Source organism: Streptomyces sp. NBC_01450 (genome assembly GCF_036227505.1).
Classification (GTDB): Bacteria; Actinomycetota; Actinomycetes; order Streptomycetales; family Streptomycetaceae; genus Streptomyces.
Map to the genome: position 1 here is coordinate 1,999,863 of NZ_CP109481.1, position 22,734 is coordinate 2,022,596.

General features: G+C 67.7%; 17 protein-coding genes. 7 read left to right on the forward strand and 10 right to left on the reverse strand.

The features are described 5' to 3' along the window. Window positions 1–29: 29 nt before the first annotated feature. The 4 genes from OG568_RS57785 to OG568_RS57800 form a co-directional block, all read right to left on the reverse strand. A complete protein-coding gene (locus OG568_RS57785) occupies window positions 30–683 on the reverse strand; it encodes a DUF305 domain-containing protein (protein ID WP_329537986.1) in 654 nt (217 codons plus the stop codon). Window positions 684–768: 85 nt separating this feature from the next. Further along, complete coding sequence (locus OG568_RS57790) at window positions 769–1,167, reverse strand: DUF6153 family protein (RefSeq protein ID WP_329537987.1); 399 nt, start codon at window positions 1,165–1,167, stop codon at window positions 769–771. A 33-nt stretch (window positions 1,168–1,200) separates the two neighbouring features. Continuing rightward, a complete protein-coding gene (locus tag OG568_RS57795) occupies window positions 1,201–1,539 on the reverse strand; it encodes a hypothetical protein (protein WP_329537988.1) in 339 nt (112 codons plus the stop codon). A 109-nt stretch (window positions 1,540–1,648) separates the two neighbouring features. Then, window positions 1,649–1,843: a hypothetical protein gene (locus tag OG568_RS57800; protein WP_329537989.1), complete on the reverse strand. Its 195-nt coding sequence runs from the start codon at window positions 1,841–1,843 to the stop codon at window positions 1,649–1,651. 34 nt (window positions 1,844–1,877) lie between these two features. Here OG568_RS57800 and OG568_RS57805 point away from each other — a divergent pair, with 34 nt between their 5' ends. Then, on the forward strand, window positions 1,878–2,330 hold the full coding sequence (locus tag OG568_RS57805) for a hypothetical protein (protein WP_329537990.1): 453 nt from the start codon (window positions 1,878–1,880) through the stop codon (window positions 2,328–2,330). On the opposite strand, the gene OG568_RS57810 is transcribed toward OG568_RS57805, so the two are convergent. After that, the gene (locus tag OG568_RS57810) at window positions 2,312–2,566 is read right to left on the reverse strand and encodes a hypothetical protein (protein WP_329537991.1); all 255 of its coding nucleotides are present in this window, start codon (window positions 2,564–2,566) and stop codon (window positions 2,312–2,314) included. The two genes, OG568_RS57805 and OG568_RS57810, sit on opposite strands and share 19 nt — an antisense overlap. A 212-nt stretch (window positions 2,567–2,778) precedes the next feature. Continuing rightward, on the reverse strand, window positions 2,779–3,345 hold the full coding sequence (locus tag OG568_RS57815) for a class I SAM-dependent methyltransferase (RefSeq protein ID WP_329537992.1): 567 nt from the start codon (window positions 3,343–3,345) through the stop codon (window positions 2,779–2,781). Window positions 3,346–3,477: 132 nt separating this feature from the next. Here OG568_RS57815 and OG568_RS57820 point away from each other — a divergent pair, with 132 nt between their 5' ends. Together OG568_RS57820 and OG568_RS57825 are read left to right on the forward strand one after the other, a co-directional pair. After that, window positions 3,478–4,770, forward strand: a complete 1,293-nt coding sequence (locus OG568_RS57820) for a sensor histidine kinase (RefSeq protein WP_329537993.1) — start codon at window positions 3,478–3,480, stop codon at window positions 4,768–4,770. Further along, window positions 4,767–5,471 (forward strand): response regulator, encoded by a 705-nt coding sequence (locus OG568_RS57825; protein ID WP_266592592.1) that lies wholly within the window; start codon window positions 4,767–4,769, stop codon window positions 5,469–5,471. Before OG568_RS57820 ends, OG568_RS57825 begins: the two co-directional genes overlap by 4 nt. A 127-nt stretch (window positions 5,472–5,598) precedes the next feature. On the opposite strand, the gene OG568_RS57830 is transcribed toward OG568_RS57825, so the two are convergent. The 4 genes from OG568_RS57830 to OG568_RS57845 all read right to left on the reverse strand — a co-directional run bounded on the left by OG568_RS57830 (window position 5,599) and on the right by OG568_RS57845 (window position 13,130). Further along, complete coding sequence (locus OG568_RS57830) at window positions 5,599–9,108, reverse strand: SAV_2336 N-terminal domain-related protein (protein ID WP_329537994.1); 3,510 nt, start codon at window positions 9,106–9,108, stop codon at window positions 5,599–5,601. Beyond that, on the reverse strand, window positions 9,101–10,087 hold the full coding sequence (locus OG568_RS57835; protein ID WP_329537995.1) for an AAA family ATPase: 987 nt from the start codon (window positions 10,085–10,087) through the stop codon (window positions 9,101–9,103). Before OG568_RS57835 ends, OG568_RS57830 begins: the two co-directional genes overlap by 8 nt. Continuing rightward, the gene (locus OG568_RS57840) at window positions 10,084–11,919 is read right to left on the reverse strand and encodes a hypothetical protein (RefSeq protein ID WP_329537996.1); all 1,836 of its coding nucleotides are present in this window, start codon (window positions 11,917–11,919) and stop codon (window positions 10,084–10,086) included. Before OG568_RS57840 ends, OG568_RS57835 begins: the two co-directional genes overlap by 4 nt. Before the next feature lie 245 nt (window positions 11,920–12,164). Further along, entirely contained in the window at window positions 12,165–13,130 is a 966-nt protein-coding gene (locus OG568_RS57845) for a hypothetical protein (RefSeq protein ID WP_329537997.1), read from the reverse strand. Between the two features lie 526 nt (window positions 13,131–13,656). Between OG568_RS57845 and OG568_RS57850 the strand changes: the two genes are divergently transcribed. From OG568_RS57850 to OG568_RS57865, 4 genes are all read left to right on the forward strand, one after another. After that, window positions 13,657–16,917 carry a Tat pathway signal protein gene (locus OG568_RS57850; protein ID WP_329537998.1) on the forward strand — a complete coding sequence of 1,087 codons (3,261 nt, stop codon included), beginning with the start codon at window positions 13,657–13,659 and terminating at the stop codon, window positions 16,915–16,917. A gap of 1,086 nt (window positions 16,918–18,003) precedes the next feature. After that, window positions 18,004–19,788: a reverse transcriptase/maturase family protein gene (locus OG568_RS57855; protein ID WP_329536215.1), complete on the forward strand. Its 1,785-nt coding sequence runs from the start codon at window positions 18,004–18,006 to the stop codon at window positions 19,786–19,788. A gap of 452 nt (window positions 19,789–20,240) precedes the next feature. After that, a complete protein-coding gene (locus tag OG568_RS57860) occupies window positions 20,241–22,013 on the forward strand; it encodes a reverse transcriptase/maturase family protein (RefSeq protein ID WP_329536214.1) in 1,773 nt (590 codons plus the stop codon). Window positions 22,014–22,241: 228 nt separating this feature from the next. Beyond that, complete coding sequence (locus tag OG568_RS57865) at window positions 22,242–22,610, forward strand: hypothetical protein (protein WP_329537999.1); 369 nt, start codon at window positions 22,242–22,244, stop codon at window positions 22,608–22,610. Window positions 22,611–22,734: the final 124 nt, after the last annotated feature.

A 22,734-nucleotide genomic window follows, 5' to 3' on the forward strand; every position in this document is an offset into this window, starting at 1 on the left:
GCCCGCACCGGCACCCTCCCCCGGGGGAGTCAGTTCTTGCCGAGGAGCTTGTTCATCTCGGTGATCTCGGCGGTCTGCGCGGTGATGATGCCGTCGGACATGGACGTGGCGGGACCGTACTTGCCCTTGTCCTTCTCGGTGGTGGCCATCTCTATGGCGCCCTTGTGGTGCTCGATCATCATGGTCAGGAACATGGTGTCGAAGTCCGCGCCGGACGCCTTCTCCAGCTCGTCCATGTCTTTGCTGTCCATCATTCCGGGCATGTCGGAGTGCGCTGAGTGCTCCATGCCGGGCATCGACTCCATCGAGCTGTCGGACGTCGTTACGTCCTTGCCCCAGGACTTGAGCCAGCCGCTCATGGTCTGGATCTCCGGGTCCTGGGCCTTCTCGATGCGCGCGGCGAGGTCCTTCACCTCGGCGGACGAGGCTCGGTCGGCGGCGAGCTTCGCCATTTCCAGGGCCTGCTGGTGGTGCGGGATCATGCCCTGCGCGAAGGAGACGTCCTGGGCGTTGTGCGCTGCGGTGGTGGCGTCGGCGCTCGCGGACGAGGACGCGGAGCTGTGGCCCTGGTGTTTGCTGCTCGCGCTGTCGCTGTCGTTGCCGCAGGCGGCGAGGACGAGAACGGCGGTGACGGCCGTAGCCGTGAGAGCGGCGCGGCGGGTGAGGGTACGGGTGTTGCGCATGCGGGAACTCCTGCTGTGGGAAAGGGATCTGGATGTGCCGAGGCGCACCGCGTCGCCGAGCAGTGGGCGCGGTGGCGCGCGGTGTCTAGATCCGCAGGAGTTGGAGTTCCGCCAGGGACGGTGGGGCGCGGGCGCCGTCCGGGGCCGGAGCCGCGTACGAGCACATGGTGTCGGCACGTACCGGTACGGCTACCGGCTCGGGAACGAGGGCAGGCAATGTCGGCCCGTCGGTCACTGCACCTGACAGGCAGGTCGAGTCGGCGTGCTGGAGGTGGCCTCCGCCGCAGTGGCCGTCTCCGGAGCAGTCATGAGGGGCGCTGACCGTCGCCGTCATGTACTGCCGCTCGGCGCGTTCGTGTTTGTGGAGGCCACCGCCGGGAGCCAGGGCGTGCATGCCGAGCAGCCCTGCCAACAGCCCGAGCACGAGCAGCGCTCGCCACCGCCCGACAGGCGGTCGCGGAGGGTGCTGCTGCGGGCTCGTCATCGGGCTCTTCCCGGATAGGCGTGAGACATCGGTTCAGTGATGGTGTCCGTTGTACATACGGTCGCCGCCGTGCTCGTGTTCAGCACGATAGGGCGAGCCGCCCATTATCCGCAGCGTCGCTGGGCCGCCGGCGCGCAAGAACCGTACGAGCAGACTCGCGGCCAGCGGCAGGAACGCGATGTTGAGCCAGGTCGTGCAGTTCCAGGTAATCCCTTCCTCGGGGATCTTGGCGTCGGCCTGATCGGGGATCAGTCCCAGGCCGCCGAAGGCGAACTCGACGACGTATCCCGCGACGGCAGCCGCAGAGCTGGCGAGACTCGGAGGGCGACCCCACAGCGCCGGGCCCGTCTTACCCGAGCCGGAATCGGGCAACGGCGTAGACGGCGAGCCGGTGCGTGAATTTTGCGGCCAGCCGTCGGCACTGCGGGCAGAGTGACACGAGCCCGTGGCCGGTTCCCCGCGCTGGTGTGGAGGTTGGTCGTTACCGGCCACTGGAGGCGTCGATGAGCTGGCCGAGGCGTCTCAGGCCGTTGGGGCTGACGCCTTGGGCGGCCGTGGCGCCGAGGACCACGTCACGGTCGAGTAAATCAGCAGCCCGAAGATCGTCGACGCAGTGGCCGCCGCCAAGGACGGCGGGGTCCTGCGACTGGTCGAGATGGCTGTCACGTGGCTTCACCCGCGTCAGTTCGGCGGGCTGCCATCATGCTCAGATGGCCCACGACATAGTGTTCTTCCTCGCCCCCGACGACGAGGCCGCCGCTGCGACGCGCCTGCGGGGACCTGGTGACGCCTTTGAGTCTGTGACCTGCCGTTTTATTGAGCCGGACAGTGCCATCGCCGAGTGGGACATGTACTTCGAGGAGCCTTCGGCCGAGGTCCCGCCGCTTGAGCAGCTCCTTGGGTGGGCGTGGCCGGAGTGGGTCACCGCCCCCTTGAACGATGGCGTTGAGGTGTTCGCTCTGCCGAAGCGGCTGACCCGGGCGCTGGCCAGCGCGAACTCCGCCGAACTCGAAAAGCTCGCAGGCCGCTGGACCACGCGGCTCCGGTCCGAGGACGGGGACGACATGACCGACGATGATCTACTGGCGGTCCTGCGGGGAGTTGCCCGTCTTGCGGCGTCTGCGGTGAACACGGGTGGCGGCCTCTACACCTGGAGCTTCTGAGCGTCCACCTTCGAAGGAGGCTCGCGTTTGACGCCGCCGCACGCCAAGAGCTCGGTCCCGGTGGCGTTGAGGTACAGCGTGAAGTGCCACGACCGGTCTGCTGCGTCGATGATGCCGGTGCGCAACTGCTCGTCGCGGTGCTGAGCCAGGATCTCAACGGTCTCATCGAGGCCGATGGTCGTCAGGCCGCGCTTCAACGACCACCTCAGCCTCGTCGCAGCGATGCCAGCGACCACCCAATGGGGCACCCCGTTGTCCCAGTCTGGTCGGTGAGCAGCGCGGCGATGTCGGGGGCGATGTCGGGCTGACGTGGGTTCACTTCGCGACCGTGGCCTTGCTGCTGCGCTCCAGGGCCGTGCGGAGCACTGGCGATCCCGGTCATCAACGGCTGCGGAGTGGGCTGCCGGGCGGGGAAAGTGGTCCACCACCGGCCTGCTCATGCTCATGGTCATGGGTTCTGGGTGGCCCGGTGCACGAAGGCGGGCGGGAGGTTGCCCCACACCACGGCCGAGCGCTCCAACCGGTCGAAACGGCACGCCAGTTCGGCGGTGAAGTGACGGGCGGGAGGAGTCCAGGCCGCGTGCAGATACGCGAAGGTGGTGAACCGGCCGCCAGGCGCGAGGACTTCGGTCACGGCGTCCAGGATCTGCCCGCGCCGTTCCCGCGGCATGACCGTCCACGGCAGCCCGGAGACCACCGCGTCGACCGGTTCGCCCACCGCGGCGGCCAGCTCGGCGGCCGAGCCCGCTACCACGGTCAGCCGTGTGTCGCGCCGGGTGGCCGACAGCCGCGCCGCGAGCACCGGGTTGAGCTCGACGGCGACGAGCCGTGCGTCGGGCGCGAGCCGGGCAAGGATCGCGTCGGTGAACACCCCGGTTCCCGGGCCGAGTTCGACAACGATCCGGGCCCGCTCCAGACCGATGCCTTCGGTCATCGCGTGCGCCAGCTGCGGTGAACTGGCCGCCACCGCACCGGTCATGAGGGGCCGTCTGAGGAACTCGGTGGTGATTGACATGGCGGCCATGCTGGAAGTGCCCCGGGGAGCCGCACGTCGTATCCCCGGCCGGAGCGTGTACGACCGCGGTAGGACCCCATGACGCCCCCCAGGACGATGCGGGGCAGGGGGCCCCGGCCGTAGCGTGAGGCGGTGCATCGGCTGATCGAGACCCTGCCCCGCCTGCGGCGCGGCCACCCGTGGCTGACGGACCTCCTGCTGGTCGTGCTGGTGGCCGTGCCCCCGGTGATCCGCCCGGAGCCGGGATGGCGGCCGGTCTGGGTACAGGCGGGCGTGTACGTGGCCCTGGTGCTGCCTCTGCTCTGGCGCCGCCGTCGGCCGGTGCTCGTCGCGGCCCTGGTGACGGCGGCGTTCTGGGCGCAGTATCTCGGACAGGTCTGGGGACAGGAACCGGGGCGCGGCGCCGTCGCCCTGGCCGCGGTCCTGGCCACCCTCACGGTGCGTGGCCTGCGCCGCGCCGCGGCGGCGACGGTGGTCTGTGCCGCCGTCTGCGTACTGCTGTGGATTCCCTCGTGGCAGCGGGAATCCTTGGGTCCGGGCGCTCGCGGTGCCTGGCTCACCCCGCTCGCGGTGGGGCTCTTGCTGGCCGGGGCCTGGGTGTTCGGCGAGTACGTCCGTGCCCGGCGCGCCTACATCGCCGAGTTCGAGCGGCGGGCCGCGCTCGCCGAGTCGGAGCGCCTCGCCCTGGCCAAGGTCGCCGTCGCCGAGGAGCGGGCGCGCATCGCCCGCGAGATCCACGATGTCCTCGCGCACAGTATGAGCGTGATGGTGCTGAACGCCGAGGGCGGCAGGCTGATGCGGCATGTCGACCCCGCCGTCGTCGACCGCACCCTTGGCGTCATCAGCGCGACCGGCCGTGAGGCCCTGGGTGAACTGCGCCGGCTGCTGGAGGTGCTGCGTACTCCCGTCGCGGACGCCTCGGCCGACGGCCCCGACCCCGACCCCGAATCCAGCTCTGGTCGCGATCCCGTGGGGGCCACCGAGTCGCTCTCGGCCGATCTGCGGCGGCTGGTCCAACGCCTCAACACGAGCGGCACACGCGCCCGGCTGGACCTCCGCGGAGAGCGGGGCGGCCTTCCTGCGGATCTCACCGTGCAGACGTACCGCATCGTGCAGGAGGCGCTCACCAACGTCGTCAAGCACGCGCCGCCGGACGCCACGATCCACGTACGGGTCGACACCGGTACCCCTGGTCCCGGGCGGCTGGTCCGTGTCCGGGTGGAGAACTCGGCCGGAGCCGGAGGGGAAGCCGCCGCAGCGCGCCCCGCCCCGCTGCTCTCCTCCGGCCGCGGACTCACCGGCATGCGCGAACGCACCGCCCTGTACGGCGGGAGTGTCGACGCCGGGCCCACACCCGACGGCGGCTACCGGGTCGCCGCCACCCTGCGCCCCACCGAGCCCGAGCCCACCACGGCGACCCCATGACCGACCCGACCCCGGCCCCGACCCCAACTCCCACTCCGTCACGGTCCCGTGTGCTGATCTGCGACGACCAGGAGCTGGTCCGGATAGGGCTGCGCATGGTCGTCGACAGCCAGCCCGATCTCACCGTGGTGGGCGAGGCCGCCGACGGCGACGCGGCGATCGCGGGCGTGGCCGCCCTGGAGCCGGACCTCGTCCTGATGGACGTACGCATGCCCGGTCTGGACGGACTCGCCGCGACCGAACACCTCTGCGCGCAGCCCCATGGGCCCCGGATCCTCGTCGTCACCACCTTTGACCTCGACGAGTACGCCTACGCCGCCCTGCGTGCCGGCGCGAACGGCTTCCTCGTCAAGGACGCCCCCGCCGAGGAGATCCTGGTGACCGTCCGTGCGGTGCTGCGGGGCGAGGTCATGGTGGCGCCCTCGCTCACCCGACGCCTGGTCGAACGCTTCGTTCTGCACGCCCCCGCGTCCGTGCCCGCCCAGCGCAGCCGCCTGGCGGCTCTCACCGAGCGGGAACGGGAAGTCCTCGCCCTGGTCGCCCGGGGACTGGCCAACGGCGAGATCGCCGGCAGCCTCTTCGTCGGGGAGACGACCGTCAAGACCCACCTCGGCCGCATCCTGACCAAACTGGGCCTCCGGGACCGCATCCACGCGGTGATCTTCGCCTACGAGAGCGGGCTGGTACGGGTCGGGGACTGAACAGCGACGGATTTCCCGCAGGGTGGACCGGATCCCTGATCGCGGGGTGGGGTCGCGGCGCCTCCGTCTCAGATCCTGTCCCTTGATGGCTGTTGTCGCGGCTCCTGGCATGTGGAGTCCCTGACGGTCAGGATCGTCGTTTCAGCTCCAGCCGCCTGCGCAGGGCCCACAGCCCCTCACTACCTACCACTCCGCCGGACAGCCCCCACTCCGCGGCGAAGTGGTCGTTCCAGGCCCTCATCTCATCCATTGCGGGGGCGAGTTCAGGGCAGTGCGCGAGGTGTTCGAGCAGGACCATGCTCGGTGGCAGGTGACCGACGGTGGAGTTGACGTCGGTGAGGTACACGAATGCCTGCCACGCAGTCTCGCAATAGGAGGGAAGGGCCACCCGGCCGCCCGTCGACCGGGAGACCAGGGTGGCCAGTTCGGGAAGCCGGATCTGGAGCTGCCTGCGCAGCAAACCCCAGTCACGCCCGGCGTAGAAGTCGTGCGCCCGCCATTCATCCAGCAACGGTTGCAGATTCCTGCCCAGGGCGGGTGCGACCAGCGCGGTGGCGCGGGCCAGCTCCTCCAGTGCCCCGTCCTGCCGGGCACACGTGCTCACCACGTTCAGGAACTCGTGATGCGGCACGGAAAACTCCTGCGGTAGCCCGTGCACCGCCTCCTCGATGAACCGCCGCCACAAGTAGCGTCCGCCGGGCTCCAGTAGGCCACCGGCAGGCTCCTCGAGCACCCGTACTATCCTCGCGATGAGGTCGAGCTGGACATCGTCGAATCTCTGTCTCCCTGCGCGCGTTCCTCCATGCACCGTGGTGGGGCTGTCGGTGGGCGTCACACGAGAGGTTGAGGGCGGTGTGGCGTCGGGGATCGCCGGAGCGGGCCGCCCGGGCAGGTGGAACCATGCGGTGACCTCGCCCTCCTTGAGCTGCAGCCGGGCCGAGGAGTAGTGCACCGGCTCGATGAACCTGCCCCCGGTTCGGACCACGTCCTCGTACAGGGACTGAGAGGTCACGAGCACGAGGTTGGCCCCCTCGGCATCGAGCAGTCGCCGGGCGACGGCGGAGTCGGCCAGTCGGCAGGCGAGGTCGACGGCGCGTCCACTGATGCCTCGGTGGTCGTGCCGCACCGGCCCGACGTGCATGCCGATCCGCAGCCTCTCCGGTACGCGCAGGACGCGGTTCTCGTTCCGCAGCGTCTCGTGCACCTCGACCAGCCATCGGCCGAGCAGTCGGCTCGCCGCGACCCGGCCCGCGACCGTCAGCAGCACGCCGTCGCCGCGATCCTCCATGTACACGGCGTCCCGCGCCACCTCGGCTCGGGTGAACGCCGTCTCCAGGACCCGGTAGATCCGGGCACGCATACGCTGCGCGTCGACGTCGTCGTACGCGCCGGAACCCCTGGCGTCGATGCTGATCACCGACTCGTAGCGCGCTTCGCCGAGTTCCAGAGCGTCGTCGTTCACCCGTGCCCGCTGCCGGTCCTGTCCGCTTGCCGTCTCCGTCAGCGTCTCGTGGTTCCAGGCGTCCACGGCCCGGTCGACCAGCTGTCGTACGTCGGCGATGGCCGGTTCGCTGCCGAGTTCCTCCAGGGCGTCGGCGAGGGTGCTCATGACCTGCGGAGTCGGTTGGGACATGGCGAAGTTGATGAGCGAGATGATGCGGGTCCTGAGCGGGGCGTCGTCACGCGACGGGCTGAGTTCGACCGGCCTGATCATGAGGCGCACGGTGTCGAGCCAGAGGGCGTAAGTGTCTTGGGTGCGCCCCACCGGGGAGCGGAGCAGCGCCTCGATGAGGCTCCGCCGGCCCTCCCTGTCGAGCGGCGCGCCCGGGGTGGGGCCACCCCGGGCGGGCGGCAGGAGCAGACCGGCGGGCGGCGCGTCCGGGTCCGTCCGGGGCGCCGGTGTCAGTGGTCTGACCAGTTCCGGCTTCGTTGCTTGGTCGCTGTTCTCCGGCACCCTGGGAGTGGTCGGGGCAGTGCCGCGCTGTGGCTTGCTCGACGATCCAGCTGGTCGCTCGGCCGCGCGGCGGCGTCCGGTCTCGGGCAGATGGTCCGTTGGCTCGACTCCCAGCAGCCGCGCCGTCGTGGCCGCCGCGTAGGCGATGGGGCGGATGCCGGTCGGCACGGTGTCATCGGCGTGGGGAGAGTGGAGGGTTACCGGGATGCCGTGGGGGGCTTGGAGGTGGGCGGCGAGATGGTCGCTGAGGGCGAAGTGGGTGTCCCAGAGTTGGTCGCGGGTGAGCAGGGTGGCCAGGTGGGCGGCTGCCGCGGGGTGGAAGTAATAGATCGTGTCGGCCGATGTGCGGCGTGTGGCGGTGAGGAGGCCGGCGGTGAGGAACTCGGAGGTGTCGGCGAGGGTGGCATCTGGGACGAGGCGTTCGCGCAGCACGTCGAGGACGGGGATGGTGAAGGAATCGAGCGGGGACGCCGCGATGGCGAGGCGGACGGCGGAGGACTCACGGTCGTCCGTGAATGCCTCGGCATGGGCGCGTACCTGGTCGTCGGTGGGTGCCACGTCGGGCTGGACGACCGGGCCGGGATGCTGGCGACGCAGTGGTGGCCGGCCGGTGGCGGGTACGAGGACAGCTTCGCAGCCGGACGGGTCGGTGCGCATCAGGGTGCGGGCCCACGCGAGGATTTGGGCAGGGTCGAATTGCAGGACAGGCAGCGCTTGCCAGGGTTTCGTGTCCTGGGTTTCACGCAGGAGTCGCGGGCGGCGGTAGGAGAGGAGGCTGCCGGGCGAGGCGGGGACGGTCGCCGCCGCAGTGGTGTGGGGGAGGTCGAGACCGGAGCGCTGCCAGAGCCGCTTGGGCAGCGGGTTGATGAGGGCGACCGGGGCGGTGCGGCCCCAGGTGTGAAGTGTCCGCCATAGGGCGTCCTGTCGCCAGGCCGGTGCCGCGCAGTCGGTGACCACGAGGAGGAGGCGGCGCGCCGGCTGGGTGTGGTGAGCGGCGTCGGGGTGCATGGGAAGGGCACCGCCGTGGTGATCGTGCAGGACAGGGGTGTCGCCGGGCGGGTGATCGAGGTGCCAGACGCGGACGTCACGGAAGGCGGCCAGGGCACGCAGCGTCTTGGTGAGGGCGCGAACGGTCTCGTCCCAGACTGCCATGGCGGTGCCGCGGTCCAGGACGACGATCACCTCCAGCCATGGTTCCGGCTCAGGAGTGAGCCGGGGGACGAGCATCCCGGTACGGGTGTAGTGCTCGACAGTGGCGTCGATGTCCAGACGCCGTCGGACGCCGGAGACCCAGGGGCGGCGCAGCGGGCGCAGCGCACGGCCGATGTCGAGGGCGTTGGGGAGCGCGGTGGCGCGGCCGATATTCACTCGTCTGCCGGGAACGGTGCGAGCACCGGCCTCGTCCTCGAGCCACACTGAGGCGACAGGCTCATGGGCGGTGTCCGTCGCGTCGCCGCTTCCCCGTGCCCGGGTGCCTTCTGTGGGAGCGGCGGTGTCGGCCTGGCCTTGTTCCTCGAGTCGCGCTGCTGCGTCCGCGGTATGGGGAGACGGGCTGCCATGACCCTTGTCGGAGTGGGCCCAGGCAGAGGCGAGGAGGACTGCGTCGAGGAGCTCCTTGACGTCGATGTCACCGCCGCCCGCCCGAGCGAGCCGCGCCAGAAGGGCAGCGGCGTCCTCAGCCACGCCCCAGCCCCTGCAACAGCATGTCCTCCAGGCTCTGCCGCTGGTCGGGGTCCGGGACACGGTCGCCACGCAGAAGGTAGACGGCGTTCAGGAGCTGGTCGATCGCGACGTACTCGCCGGCGTTCAGTTTGTTGAGGAAGTTCTGCACAACGGTGGTGGTGGCGCTGTCCTCGATATCACCGAGATGGGCGGCGATGATATCGGTGAGTGTTTCCTCGGAGAGCGGCGGCATCTCGAAGCGGATGCAGCGGCGCAGGAAGGGTGCGGGGAAGTCGCGTTCGCCGTTGCTTGTCAGCACGATGACCGGGAACTCGGTGCACTGAACCCGGCCGTGCTCGATGGTGTGCTTCCCGTCTTTGTCGGCGGTGCGGGCCTGGATGTCGGGCTTGGGATGTCTGGCCAGTTCGGGGATCTCGAAACCGCCGCGCTCCAGGACATCGAGGAGGTCGCTCGGCAGGTCGAGGTCACTCTTGTCGATCTCGTCGATCAGTAGTGCGCGGGGTCGGTCGCCGGGGAGGAGCGCGGTGCCCAGGGGGCCGAGCTGGATGAATTCGCCGATGTCGTCCTCGCGGTCGTCGCCATGTGGCCGGGCCTTGCCGTCCAGGGTGCGCAGGTTGTGGGCGTGAATGCGGCCGAGAGCGTCGTAGCGGTAGAGCGCGTCGGCGAGGGTGCTGCGGGAGGTGATGTGCCAGTGGAGTACCTCGCCCAGGACTTGCTCGGCTGCGATCTGACGGATGACGGTGGACTTCCCAGAGCCCGCGCGACCAGTCAGCAGCAGGGGGCGACGAAGATGTAGGGCGGCATTCACCGCGTCGACAAGGCCGGTGACCGGACGGTAGGTGGTGGCGGGGTCCTTGCGCGAGTCAGTCTCCTGCTGCCGTACGGGGGCGCGCCACGGGGGCGGGGCCGGCAGTCTCCTGACCTCGGTGCGGTTCTTCGGGGGGACACCCGTGCCCCTGTAGTAGGGGGTCCAGCTCATGCTCGCTCCTTGGACGTCATCTCGTCTGGTGCTCTCACGACCGCCCTGGCCCGTCTCCGGCAGAACGCCTGCCAGTCCTTGTCATGCCAGGCGGCTCGCACGGTGGCCAAAGGGCCGAGATCATCATCGTGGCTCTGGCCGGCTCCACTCAGATGCTGCTGGTAGGCGTGCGCGATCTGCTGTGGCAGAACCTGCCAGTGCTTCCCCACCGATGCTTTGATGACCTGCTCATCGCTGACGTTCTTGTGCCGTGGCCAGACCAGTGCGGGTGTGTGCTCGAGGAGCTCCTGCGCCGCGAAGTCCCAGTGTGTCTCCGGCAGGGAGGTAAGCGCCCATACCTGCTGTCCGAAGCCGTGGTTGCTCAGATGCTCCTGCAGTTGGTCAACGGTCGCCAGCTGTTCCACATGGAGCCACTTGGGTCCGGAGCAGTTGATGTCGTTCAGGGAGACCAGCAGTTGTTCGCCCACCTGGAGCATGTCGTCGACCGTGGCGTCGGGAGGGGGCGTCAGCAGGCCGGACCAGCGGGTTGTGACGGTGTAGTTGACACCCAGCTTCTGCCTGCGGACGACTTGTTCTTCCGGGGGGCAGTCGAGCAGTACCAGGGTGGGCGCGGCGACATCGATGTGCTGCAACTTCTTCCCCGCCATGTTCGCCCATGGGGCCGCCCAGGCGACGGCTTTGGCCAGGGCCGTCTTGAGACTCTCGTCTCCGGGACCGCAAGGGAAGCGTTGGTTGCCGAGCACGGCTCGGCCGAAGAGCAGCCAGGCGTCCACGCGGACGATGCTTTCGCCTCCGTCGTCGGCAAGCACCAGGACCAGCCGTGGGGCCCATTCACCGTAGGGTTGGTGGTTCAGCTCGCGCAGACGACTGTTGACCGTGGCGGTGAGCTCGAGGTCCTGCGCCCAGGTGATGACATCCTCAGGCAGTTGGTCTCCGTGTCCGGTCACATGGGCCATGGCCGCAACCAGGTGAGCCAGGGCGCGGTGCTGGCCCTGTGCGGTGCCCCCATGATGAGCCGCGTATTCGACGGCATCCCGCAGGGTCCGGGGTGGTTCATGCTGCACGAAGGGCAGAGGAAGGCCTGCCAGCATGCCGGCCAGCCGCAGGTTGTCTTCGGTCAGGTCCGGGCCGAACACCTTGTTGACGATGTTCAGCGTCCTGCGGCCGGCTTCCAGCTCGGCCAGCACTTCGCGCAGCCGATGGACGGCGGCCCGAGCGCCTCCGGTTGCCGTCTGCTGGTTCGCCTCCAGCCATGCGGCAAGCTCGTTTTCTGTGGACAACCGCAGGTTGGTGTCGATCCGGCGGACGGCGTCCCGTACCGCCTTGCCGGCGATTGATCCGAGAGTGCGGTCGAGGAAGGCGGCGCGATTCCTTGCCAGCCAGAGGGCATCACCGAAATACGGGCCTCCGTCGAAGATGTTCCGCCCCGGCTGCTGACCATGGATCCGCTCACGGAGCTGCTCCATCAAGTCGTCGTCAACCTTCAGGAAGTCCCCGGCGCCGGGCAGACCCTCCTCGATCAGACGGGTGAGGTCCGTGCTCAGCCGCATGTCGAACGCCTGCTCCTTCGCGCTGGCCGCAAAGAGGAGGGAGAAACGCACATTGCCTTCCTGCCGTCCGGCGGTGATCACCGGAGTGCCTGGTACCGCACCGCCTGAGAGGCAGGTGTCGACAATCGCGATCAGACCGGTCAGACCAGGGTGGTTGAGGGCGTCGCCAAGCAAGGAGGGCACGTTCACGTTGGAGAGCGACGGCGCGTTCTTCCTGCCCGAGGTGACGAAATACAGCGGAGCGCCTTCAGCGCCCTCCCCGTGACCGAGCAGCGCGAGCACAAGGGGGCCGCCGTCACGCTGTGCGACCTGCGCGGCCCGCTTCACGGCGTCATGGACTTGATTCCTGCCCAGGCCGGTGCCGATCAGCAGGGAGTCCTCACCGCGGTCCACGCAGCCCCCCAGCTTCGGATCCACCAGGACTGCATGGAGGGCACGGGCGGCGTCCTCCAGCCCTTCCAACCTCGCGCCGCCTTCACACTGTGCACCCACGACGAGCACGTTGCGCGGCGGGTTCATGGTGGCGGTCACGGCCGGAGGGCCTCGATCACCGGGCGGGCCACAGTCCCGTGCTCCAGGTACTTCGTAGCGGTGTGCGTCCACAGCCCGCGGGAGTCAACGCGCTCTGTCACGGCCTTGACACCGCTCCTGCTCGGGCGGATCCAGTCGGCCAGATACGGCCGGCCCACCACGATGTCGTCGCGGTCCCAGAAGTTGAGCCAGGAGGCGACGCGCGCCGGGCAGGACGCCGGGGTCGGCACCAGACGGTCCAGAACCACCGCCCCCAGAGCCAGAGGGGAACCCAGGGTGACCCAGAGGGACACCGCTCCCTCGTACTCGTGCAGCGCCTCGTAGGCGACGACCGTGCCCAGGCTGTGCGAGACCACCACGAGGGGCCGCGCAGGGTCCAGGACCCCGAGCACCCGCGCACGGATGGCCGCACCCAGCTCCGCCTTCCCGGCGCGGCGGTCCAAGTAACGGCCGACCTGGGCGAGTTGGGACAGAACTGCCCAGCCGTTCATCCACTGCGCCGCCTGACGTACCCCCGGGAGGCGGAGCATGGTCGTCGTGACGCCCACCAGCCGACGGCCGATGTCTCCTGCGCCTTGGGCCTGTCGCCCCTGGATCGCGGCGTCGAGCTGGAAACGTGCGTCACGGATGACCCGGGCGTCCTGGGGACTGCTCTCGAGCGGGAACTGTTCGGCGAGCTCCTCCAGCATCGAGTCAAGTAGCTCTACGAGGAAGGAGACGTCCTGCCCGTCGAGTTCCCCGGCTGCCTCGCCCTGGGCTCCCCGGCGGTCGAACAGATCGCTGTAGTCGGCGAACGTGACATCCGCCAGCCAGCTCTGTGTCAATGCGGAGATCGCATCGGCCATCTCCGCGTCCCGGGCTCCGGCGGCCAGTGCTTCCAGCCACCTGCGGCGGTCAGTGGCGGTGTGCCGAAGGCCGCCGATGCCGTGCACGAACAACAGTTGAGGCTTCCCCGTGGCCATGACGCCCCCCTCTTTACTGGGCAGAGGAACATTCTGATGTATCTGGGATCGCAAGGCAGCCGAACCTCATCTTTGTGCCAATAACCTCAAGAAGGTGTGATACGGCGTCACAAGGCTGACTCTCTACCGTGCCGCGACCCCTCTCAGCAGACGAGGCCACCCCGGCGGGGCCCTGCTTCCCACAGCCTTCCGCGGTCTGAGAGCGACGGCGACGACGTGTCCACCAGCCGGTACCCGCTGCTGTACGTACCGGATTCCTGGGCGGTGCGCTCGATGCTCCAACTGACGGCGCCCGTCATCGAGCACCGCACCCGACGACGCGACGGCGGCGGGCGCACTGTCTGGATGGCGCACCCCGACGGCTCCTGGGCCCGGGCCGGCACGGACGGCCCGCGCCAGTCGCCGACGGTCCACCAGGGCGGACCCCGCCGCCTGTGGAGCACGCTCGAAGAGATCCGCGACCAGCGCGTTGTCATACCCCCGTGCGACCATCGGCTACAACTACCCATGATCCAGGGGGGATCCATTGCCCGACGTCGACTCCTGTCCGCGTGCGAGACGGGGGCGGCCGGCCGCTGCCGCGGCTGTCCTCGCCGTTCTCCTCTCGCTGTTCGCCTCGTTACTGACCCTGACCGGGGCGAGCCCCGCCGTCGCAGCCGACGCGGAGTGCGCACCGCTCACGCTCGCGTCCTTCGGCGACCCCGGGGCCGCCGTCGGCACGGCGGCCGTCCCGCCCCAAGACAGCGCCTGCTTCACCGTGACGGCCCCGGCGGCGGGCCTGTACCTGGTGTCACTGAAGGACAGCGCCAACGCCTACACACAGATGTACGCCGAAGACGGCACCGAGCTCGACTGCTACGACGAGCGGTTCCTTGAGAGCGGCCGCTGCCAGGTGCCCGCGCCCGGCAGCTACACCCTCAAGGTCGTCAACAGCGGTTGGGCGGACCCGGAGAACACCTCCGTCACCGTCGTCCCGCTCGCCGCGGCCACCCAAGGTTGCTTCGAGTCGGCCGGCACCGCCTGGGACCAGCCCACGGTGAGCCGGACCTCGGCCAGTTCGCTGGAGGTCGACTGCCAGGCGTTCGAAGGCAAGCCCGGCGAGCGTGTCCGGCTCACCAGCGGCACCAAGGTCTACGGCGGCACGGTCGCGTGGATCACGGACGCGAGCGGGACCCGGATCTGTCCGCGCGTCACGGAGGACAACGAGGACACCCGCAGCTGCGTGCTGCCTGGCGAGGGCCCCTACCGGGTGATCTCCCAGGTCACCGACGCGGGCAGCGGATACCCTGCCGAGTACGCGGTCAAGGTGCGCTCGTTGAGTGACCCGCAGGGCTGCCGGAGCGCCTCCGTGCGCCCCTTCGGGACGCTCGAGGACCTGGACTTCCAGGCCAACCCCTGCTTCGCCTTCACCGTCGACAAGGCCGGACCCCATCTGGTCCACAATACCGACGGCCAATCCGCGAGCCCCGTCCTCGTGTACGACGCTGCCGGGAAGATCGCCTGCCGGGCATCCGACCCCTGCCGGCTGCCGGCCGCAGGCACCTACACTGCGGCCCTCGACGACACCTACCCCTTCCACGACTTCAAGGACGACCTGATCGTCCTCGACCGCACCTACGACACCGGATGCGTGGCCATCGGAACAGGCCTGTACCAGGGCGAGTTGAGCACAGTCGGACAGTACGACTGCCTGAAGCTGGACGCGCCTCAGGGCGCCCGGATCGCCGCGCTCACCCCGACCGCCGGCTCCGGCGTGGACGTCGACGTGGAGGTCTTCGACGCGGACGGCACCGCTCAGTGCAACGCGACCGAACTGGCCGCCGGCGACTGCGCGCTGACCGGTACGGCTCCCTATCGGGCGCTGGTGCACACCGAGGACACCGGCGATGACGCCACGGGCCCCTACACGATCGCCTTCCACCGCACCGACGAGGCGAACGACTGCCCGGTGCTGCCCGCCGGAAGCTTTGCCGCCGACGGCGCGAAGGCCACGCTGACCACCGGTGACGGCGTCTTCTCGCAGTGCCTGAGCATCCCGGCCGACGCGCACACCGGCGCAGAGGTCTTCCAGCTGATCGCCACCTCCGGCGGCGTACCGGCGAGGTTCTCGGTGCTGGACGCCACGGGCAAGAAGATCTGCGACCGCACCGCCACCACCAACGGCTGGACCGCCTGCGGCCTGACCCCAGGCCGGGCCCACACCGTGCTGGTCACCGGCCGCAACCAGGCTGCCACGTACACGCTGACCCGGCGTGACGTGACCGCGACCGCCTCCTCGGCGGGCTGCGCGAGGACTACCGCGGCCAAGGTCGGCGGCCCGTCCCTGTCCGCGCCGTACGGTGAACCCGGCACCCTGACCTGCCACCAGGTCACCACCGACGCGGCCGGCGACGTCGTACACGTCAACGTGCGGGACGCGCTGGGCACCGCCAACCTGGCAGTGTTCGACGGTGACGGCGGCGCCGAGTGCTCCTTCAGTAACCGCTCCTGTGCGGTCACAGGATCCACAACCCACCAGGTCCTCGTGCAGACTCCGGCCACCCTGAAGGCCGCGCCCGACTACCACCTGGACGCTCTGCGCATCGCGACCGCCAACGGCCCGGCACCTGAGTGCACCAAGGTGCCGTCGGTGTCCTACGGCTACGGGCCGGTCACCGGCACGCTCGACGAGCAGCACAGCGCGGTGTGCGCGGTGCTGCCGACAGCCGGATTCGACCGCTTCGGCCTGGAGATCACGGACACCACCGGCGCCGCCACGACGGCGGTTGCGGCCCTCTACAACAGCGGCTGGACCAACGGCTGTTCGCTGTCGACATCGGGCACCCAGTGCTCGGCCGGGGGCTCGTCCTCGGCGGCGAGCCCGAGCCTGTTCCTGCTCAGCCTGCCCGAGAAGGCGTCCAGCACCTCCTACAGCGCCAAGCTGACCTGTTCCTCAACGCTCTGCGGCCCGGACAAGGTGAGTGTCACCGCGGTGAGCCCCTCGACCGGAGTGGCGGGGAGCAAGGTCAAGCTGACCGTGACCGGCACGGCACTCGGCCCGGACACCGAGGTCCGGTTGACGCAGAGCGGCAGGACCCTGACCGCCACCACGGACTCGGTCGCCGCCGACAACCGGTCGGTGACGGCGACCGTCGACCTGACGGGCACAGCCGCCGGCACCTGGAACGTCAGCGTGTTCACCCGCTGCTGCGAGTACCCGCGCGGCACGTTCACCGTGACCCAGCCCCAGCTGACGAACACCGCCGCGCCCAAGGTGACGGGTATGGCCAAGGTAGGAGCCAAGGTCACGGCGGCGCCGGGCAGTTGGTCGGCGGCCCCGTCCTCATACACATACGAGTGGAAGGCCGACGGGCAGGCGATCTCCGGTGCGACCGCGTCGACGTACACGATCCCGGCGCCGGTGCTCGGCAAGAAGCTCACCGTGACCGTCACGGTGCTCCGGAGCGGCTGGCAGAGCGGGTCGGAGACCCTCGGCGGCGGTGACCGTCGCGAGGGGAGACGCGCCCAAGTCGACCAAGCCACCGGTGATCAGCGGGACCGCGAAGATCGGAAAGACGCTGAAGGCGTCCAAGGGGACGTGGAGCACCAGTCCGACGTCGTATGCGTACCAGTGGTACGCGAATGGCAAGGCGATCAGCGGGGCAACCAAGTCCTCGCTGGTGCTGAAGTCGGCACAGCGGAGCAAGAAGATCACCGTGAAGGTGATCGCGCACCGCACTGGTCACAACGACGGTTCGGCGGTAAGCAAGGCGACGAAGGCGGTCGTGAAGTGAGCCGTCGAGGTTGATGCACCGGAAGGGGAGCAGCCCGGCATCCCGGTGCTGCCCCCCTTCTTTCTTCGTCCCGGTCAAGCCCGGCCGGCTTCCCGAACCGTAAAGCTGACACGCGGCACAGGACGTTCGGTCGCCTCCCCCCCCGGACGGCCCAGCGGACCCAGGTCCCTGAAGAGCGCTGGCCACCATCTGCCGCCGGAGCAGGACTGCCCGACAGACACCCCGGGGACGAAAGCCTGAGCGGACGGGGCCGCCCTCGTCCTACAACAGCCCCACCTCCGCCAGGACGTGCCCAAAGGCCTGCCTCATGGCACAGAAGTCGATCCAGCCTGGAACGTCCGGGCGATCGCGTCGATGACTTCGTGATCGTCAAGGGGAACCAGTGCGCCACGAGGCGCTTTGACACATCCCCGCTGAAGGCGGGACAGACTCGAAGGGAGGTCTGCTGGGTCCGATGGCTGACCTGGATCCGAAAGGTGAAGGGGACCACAGCATGCCAGGAAACCGGCGACCGGGCCCAGGTGCCTGGGGCGGTGCGCCGGGGGACCCGCGCGGTATGGCGAAATTGCGCCGCGAGGCGCTCTGTTGTATCCCCGGCTCAGCCGGGAAGGACTCGGAGGAACGTTCTTGAATCGAATGGCTTACCTCAGCCTGAAAGGGTGAGAGGGACAAGAGCATGCCAGGAAATCGGCGACTGTGTCCAGACGTTAGGAGCAGTGCGCCGAGCGATTCACGCAATACGGTGAAAGCTAGACTGCCTGAATCCCAATCTCCAGGAGATGCAAATATCCATCCGCCGGAAAGACGTCTGGAACCGGCGCCACGTCCTGCATCGGCATTTCTTTCGCGGCCGTTGCAACCTCCGGAACGTGGAGCGATGCCCAGTGAGGGCATTCAAGGAGATGAGTGGGGCACCTAAGTTGCGTTAGTACGTACGACAGAGATGAACGCGGGATCACCTAAGGGATGCGAATCCTATGGTGACGGAGACCCCATAGTAGTCGCCGGAGTAACGACCGGTCATGAAGTCCGGGAAAGCCGGAATGAGGGCGAAGGGGGTCAGGTGATCGGACACTCGAAGACCTGGGAGGTATGCGAAATTGCAGAGCGCCGAAACAGTGCTGGGTGTCCTCCGTGAACGCGGCAGGCACGGCCTGCCATGTAATGAACTGTACCGACAGATGTTCAATCCGCAGCTGTATCTCATGGCTTACGGGCGTATCTACTCCAACAAGGGAGCGATGACGCCTGGAGTCTCGGCAGATACCGTGGACGGCATGTCGCTGGACAAGATCGAGCGCATTATCGATGCGATGCGCCACGAGCGCTATCGATTCAGTCCGGTCAAGAGAGTCATGATCCCGAAGAAAAACGGGAAACTCAGACCCCTCGGATTGCCTGGCTGGACGGATAAGCTGGTTGGAGAGGTGATGCGTCTCCTATTGGAGGCATATTATGACCCCCAGTTTTCCGATCGGTCCCATGGGTTCCGTGCCCGTCGGGGCTGCCACACCGCGCTGCGCGAGGTGGCTAATACCTGGACGGGTACGACCTGGCTGATTGAGGGCGATATCTCCGACTGCTTCGGGTCGCTTGACCATGAGGTCATGCTCTCGACGTTATCTGAGAAAGTCCACGATCGCCGGTTTCTGCGGCTATTGCGCAACATGCTTCAGGCCGGATACTTGGAGGACTGGGTATGGAACGCCACGCTCTCCGGGGCACCACAAGGCGGTGTTCTCTCTCCCACGCTCTCCAACATTTATCTGCACCGGTTGGACAACTTTGTCGAAAAGGTTCTGATACCCGAATATGACCGAGGGGCGGAACGAGTTAAGAATCCCGCCTATCGTAAGGTTCAGAAAGCACTCACGCTAGCTCGGGTGCGTGGTGACCGTGCCGAGGCGCGATCGCTACGTAAAGAGCTACGCAGTATGCCGAGCAAGGATCTCAACGATCCTCGCTACCGGCGGTTGCGCTATGTGCGGTACGCCGACGACACCTTGCTCGGTTTCACCGGACCGAAAGCCGAAGCCGAGGAGATCAAGCAACGCCTCGGGCAGTTCCTGCGTGACGAACTCAAACTGGAGCTGTCCGAGGAGAAAACATTGATCACTCACGCCAGAACCGGCGCGGCAAGATTCCTCGGTTACGAGATCACCGTTCAGCAGAACGACAAGGCGATCAGCAATGGCCAACGGTCAAGCAACGCGACCGTCAAGTTGCGGGTGCCAGTCGCGGTGATCAAGGCTAAATGTGCCTCCTATATGAAACGCGGGAAACCCGCACGCAGGACCCCTTTGATGAACATGGACGATTACACCATCGTCTCTATCTTCGGGGCCGAATATCGCGGGTTGGCACAGTACTACCTGTTGGCCAGTGACGTCTATCGGCTGAATCGGCTGAACTGGGTCATGGAGACATCGCTGCTAAAGACGCTTGCGGGCAAGCACCGCTCGACCGTATCGAAGACGGCGGCCAAGTATAAGGCCAAGGTCGAAACTCCATACGGGTTGCGCACGTGCTTCGAAGCGACCGTTGAACGCAGTGGTGGCAGGAAACCACTGGTAGCACGGTACGGTGGCATACCACTTCGGTGGCAGAAGACAGCGGTCCTCGAAGACCGTAAACCAGATCGAGCAGTTGGTCCCAAGGAATTGGTCACCAGACTCCTTGCGGGGAGGTGCGAGATCTGTGAGCGGTCGGGGAAGGTTCAAGTTCACCACATCCGAAAACTCTCGGATCTCGACAAGCTCGGTCAGCCGGACAGGCCGGCGTGGGCATCAATCATGGCGAAGCGGCGCCGCAAGTCCCTTGTGGTCTGCCAGAACTGTCACGACGATATCCATACTGACTCGCAAGTCGCGAAACCCACGGAGTAGTCACTGGAGAGCCGGATGCCTTTAACGGGGCACGTCCGGTTCGGTGGGGGGTCGCGTGGAAAAGGGTCTGAACTCCAGATACCTCGCCGCGCGGCCTACCCTGCGCTTGACTGCCTGAACCCCAATCTCCAGAGGCAGCAATTTACTGCGACCGGAACGGCACCTGAAACCGGTGCCCGTCGTGACCGGGGACGTACTGGTTCGCCCTGGTCAACCTTCGCGGCGGGAGCGATGCCCAGCGAGGGCATTGAAGGAGATGAATGGGGCGCCTGGGCCGCGCTGAACGTGTGTCAGAGACGAACGTGGGATCACCGTCCCAGTACGGCTGGCGGTGACGGAGTGCCCGTAGTAGTCGCCGGAGTCACGCCCGGCCGAGGAGAGCGGGAAAGCCGCTCGCAGGGCGAAGGGGCACAGGTGGTACGGACACCGGCGACACCGGGGAGGTATGCGAAATGCAGAGCGCTGACACAGTGCTCGGTGTCCTGAGCGACAGGGGCAGACGCGGTCTGTCTCTGGAACGGTTGTATCGGCAGCTGTTCAGCGAACAGCTGTTCCTGATGGCCTACGGACGCATCTACGCCAACGGCGGAGCGATGACGCCCGGGGTCGACGGGAAGACACCCGACGGGATGAGCCTGGGACGAATTCGGGAGATCATCGACCTGTTGAAGGCCGAGCGTTACCGGTTCTCCCCGGTCCGGAGGGTGCACATCCCGAAGAAGAACGGAAGTCTGCGGCCCCTGGGGCTGCCGACCTGGACGGACAAACTGGTCGGGGAGGTGGTGCGTCTCCTGCTGGAGGCGTACTACGAACCGCAGTTCTCGTCCAGGTCGCACGGTTTCCGCCCTGGCCGGGGCTGCCACACCGCGCTCGATGAGATCGCCTCGACATGGACGGGCACCACCTGGCTCATCGAGGGCGACATCGCCGACTGCTTCGGCAGTCTCGACCACGAGGTCATGCTCGCGATCCTGGCCGAACGCATCCATGACGGACGCTTCCTGACCCTGGTCTCGGACATGCTGCGGGCGGGATATATGGAGGACTGGATCTGGCATGCCACCTACTCCGGTGCACCACAAGGAGGAGTGGTCTCGCCGATCCTGTCCAACATCTACCTCGACCGTCTCGACAAGTTCGTGGAAAAGGAGCTGGCACCGGCCTTCACCCGGGGTGCCGTCCGCCGCCGCAACCGGGAACACGTGAACGTCACCGCGACGATCGGTTACTGGAGACGCAAGGGAGACCGGGCCAAGGTGCGGTCCCTGCGCAAGATCCAGCAGTCGATCCCGAGCGGGGACGTAAACGATCCCGGCTACCGGCGGCTTCGATACCTCCGGTATGCCGACGATCACCTGCTGGGGTTCGTCGGTCCGAAGGCTGAAGCCGAGGAGATCAAGGAAAGACTCGCCGCGTTCCTGCGCGACGAGCTCAAGCTCCGGCTGTCTCGGGAGAAGACCCTGATCACCCATGCCCGTACCCACAAGGCGCGGTTCCTCGGTTACGACATTTGGACCAAGCACAATGACACCTGGCGAGCCCAGGGGAAACGCGTCCTCAACGGAGCGATCGCCCTCGGCATCCCGCCGGAGACCGTCAACGCCAGATGCCGGGTCTACCAGCGCGGACAGGGCAAACCCCTGATCCGCAACGACCTGATCCGAACCAGCGACCACAACATCGTCGCCACGTTCGGGATGGAATACCGCGGCTACGTCCAGTACTTCCAGATGGCAGGGAACATCAACTGGCTGAACAAGCTCCGCCAGTACATGGAACGGTCGATGCTCTCGACCCTGGCGGCCAAGCACCGCCGCCCTCCCTGGATCATGCGTGAACGCTACAAAACCACCATCGAGACCCCCTTCGGGAAACGACGGTGCTTCGAAGCGGTCCAGCGCACTCCAGCGGGCAAGGTGTTCACCGCCAGGTTCGGTGGCATCCCTCTCCGTCGGCGCAAACACGCCCGACCGATCATCGACGGGGCGTGGCCGACGAAGAAGGGCCGCCGGCTAATCGACCGGCTGACCGCCGGAATCTGCGAGCTCTGCGCGTCGCATGACGGGATCACCGTCCACCACGTCAGGCGACTCACCGACCTCAACCGATACAGCTCCACTGCCGCACCCCGATGGGTCGAGGCCATGCGGACCAGACGACGGAAGACCCTGATCGTCTGCGACCGCTGCCACGGCGAGATCCATCAGCAGCCGATCGCTCAGTAGCACCACTGGAGAGCCGGATGCGGGGAAACTCGCACGTCCGGTTCGGGGAGCAGCCGCGCGGAAACGACCCCACCGAGGGCACCGCGCCGCGCGGCTGACTCTACGAAGAAGCTGCGCAAGCAGCTCAAGTTCCTGCCCTGGAAACAGGTTCCGCTCCAGGGACGCACTCGGGGCAGCGGCCACGGACGATCCGAGAGCCGCCGCATCAAGGTGGCCACCGTAAACAACTTGGCCTTCCCCGGCGCGCGCCAGGCAGCGCAGACCAAACGTCGTCACACCGACCGCAATACCGGCAAGACCACGACCAAGACCGTCTACGCCGTCACCAGCCTCAGCGCTGAGCAGGCGACGCCCGGGCAACTGGCATCATTCGTGCGTGACTACTGGAGGGTGGAAGCCCTGCACCACGTGAGGGTCACTACCTTTGCCGAGGACGCCTCGCAGCTTCGGACCGGCAACGGACCCCGCTCGACGGCCACTTGGCGCAACCTCGCGATCGGAGTCCTGCGGCTGAGCGGCGTCGCAAACGTCGCGGCCGGTCTGCGCTACAACGCCCGCGACGCACGGCGCCCGCTCGCCCTCCTGGGACTCACCTGACCAGGAACCGGACCTACGCCGAAGCCCTCGGGTGCCACCAAGGTGCCCACCCGCTGCACTCGTAGATGGCAAGGAGGCAAATGCTCCAGCCGTAGGTCGTTATGTGCCCTGGTCTCGGGGGCTG

Excerpts from the sequence above, each read along its gene's own strand:
- OG568_RS57835 (WP_329537995.1), bottom strand. The coding sequence starts at position 10,087 with ATGAGCTGGACCCCCTACTACAGGGGCACGGGTGTCCCCCCGAAGAAC.
- OG568_RS57860 (WP_329536214.1), top strand. The coding sequence starts at position 20,241 with ATGCAGAGCGCTGACACAGTGCTCGGTGTCCTGAGCGACAGGGGCAGA.
- OG568_RS57805 (WP_329537990.1), top strand. The coding sequence starts at position 1,878 with ATGGCCCACGACATAGTGTTCTTCCTCGCCCCCGACGACGAGGCCGCC.
- OG568_RS57845 (WP_329537997.1), bottom strand. The coding sequence starts at position 13,130 with ATGGCCACGGGGAAGCCTCAACTGTTGTTCGTGCACGGCATCGGCGGC.
- OG568_RS57790 (WP_329537987.1), bottom strand. The coding sequence starts at position 1,167 with ATGACGAGCCCGCAGCAGCACCCTCCGCGACCGCCTGTCGGGCGGTGG.
- OG568_RS57825 (WP_266592592.1), top strand. The coding sequence starts at position 4,767 with ATGACCGACCCGACCCCGGCCCCGACCCCAACTCCCACTCCGTCACGG.
- OG568_RS57815 (WP_329537992.1), bottom strand. The coding sequence starts at position 3,345 with ATGTCAATCACCACCGAGTTCCTCAGACGGCCCCTCATGACCGGTGCG.
- OG568_RS57785 (WP_329537986.1), bottom strand. The coding sequence starts at position 683 with ATGCGCAACACCCGTACCCTCACCCGCCGCGCCGCTCTCACGGCTACG.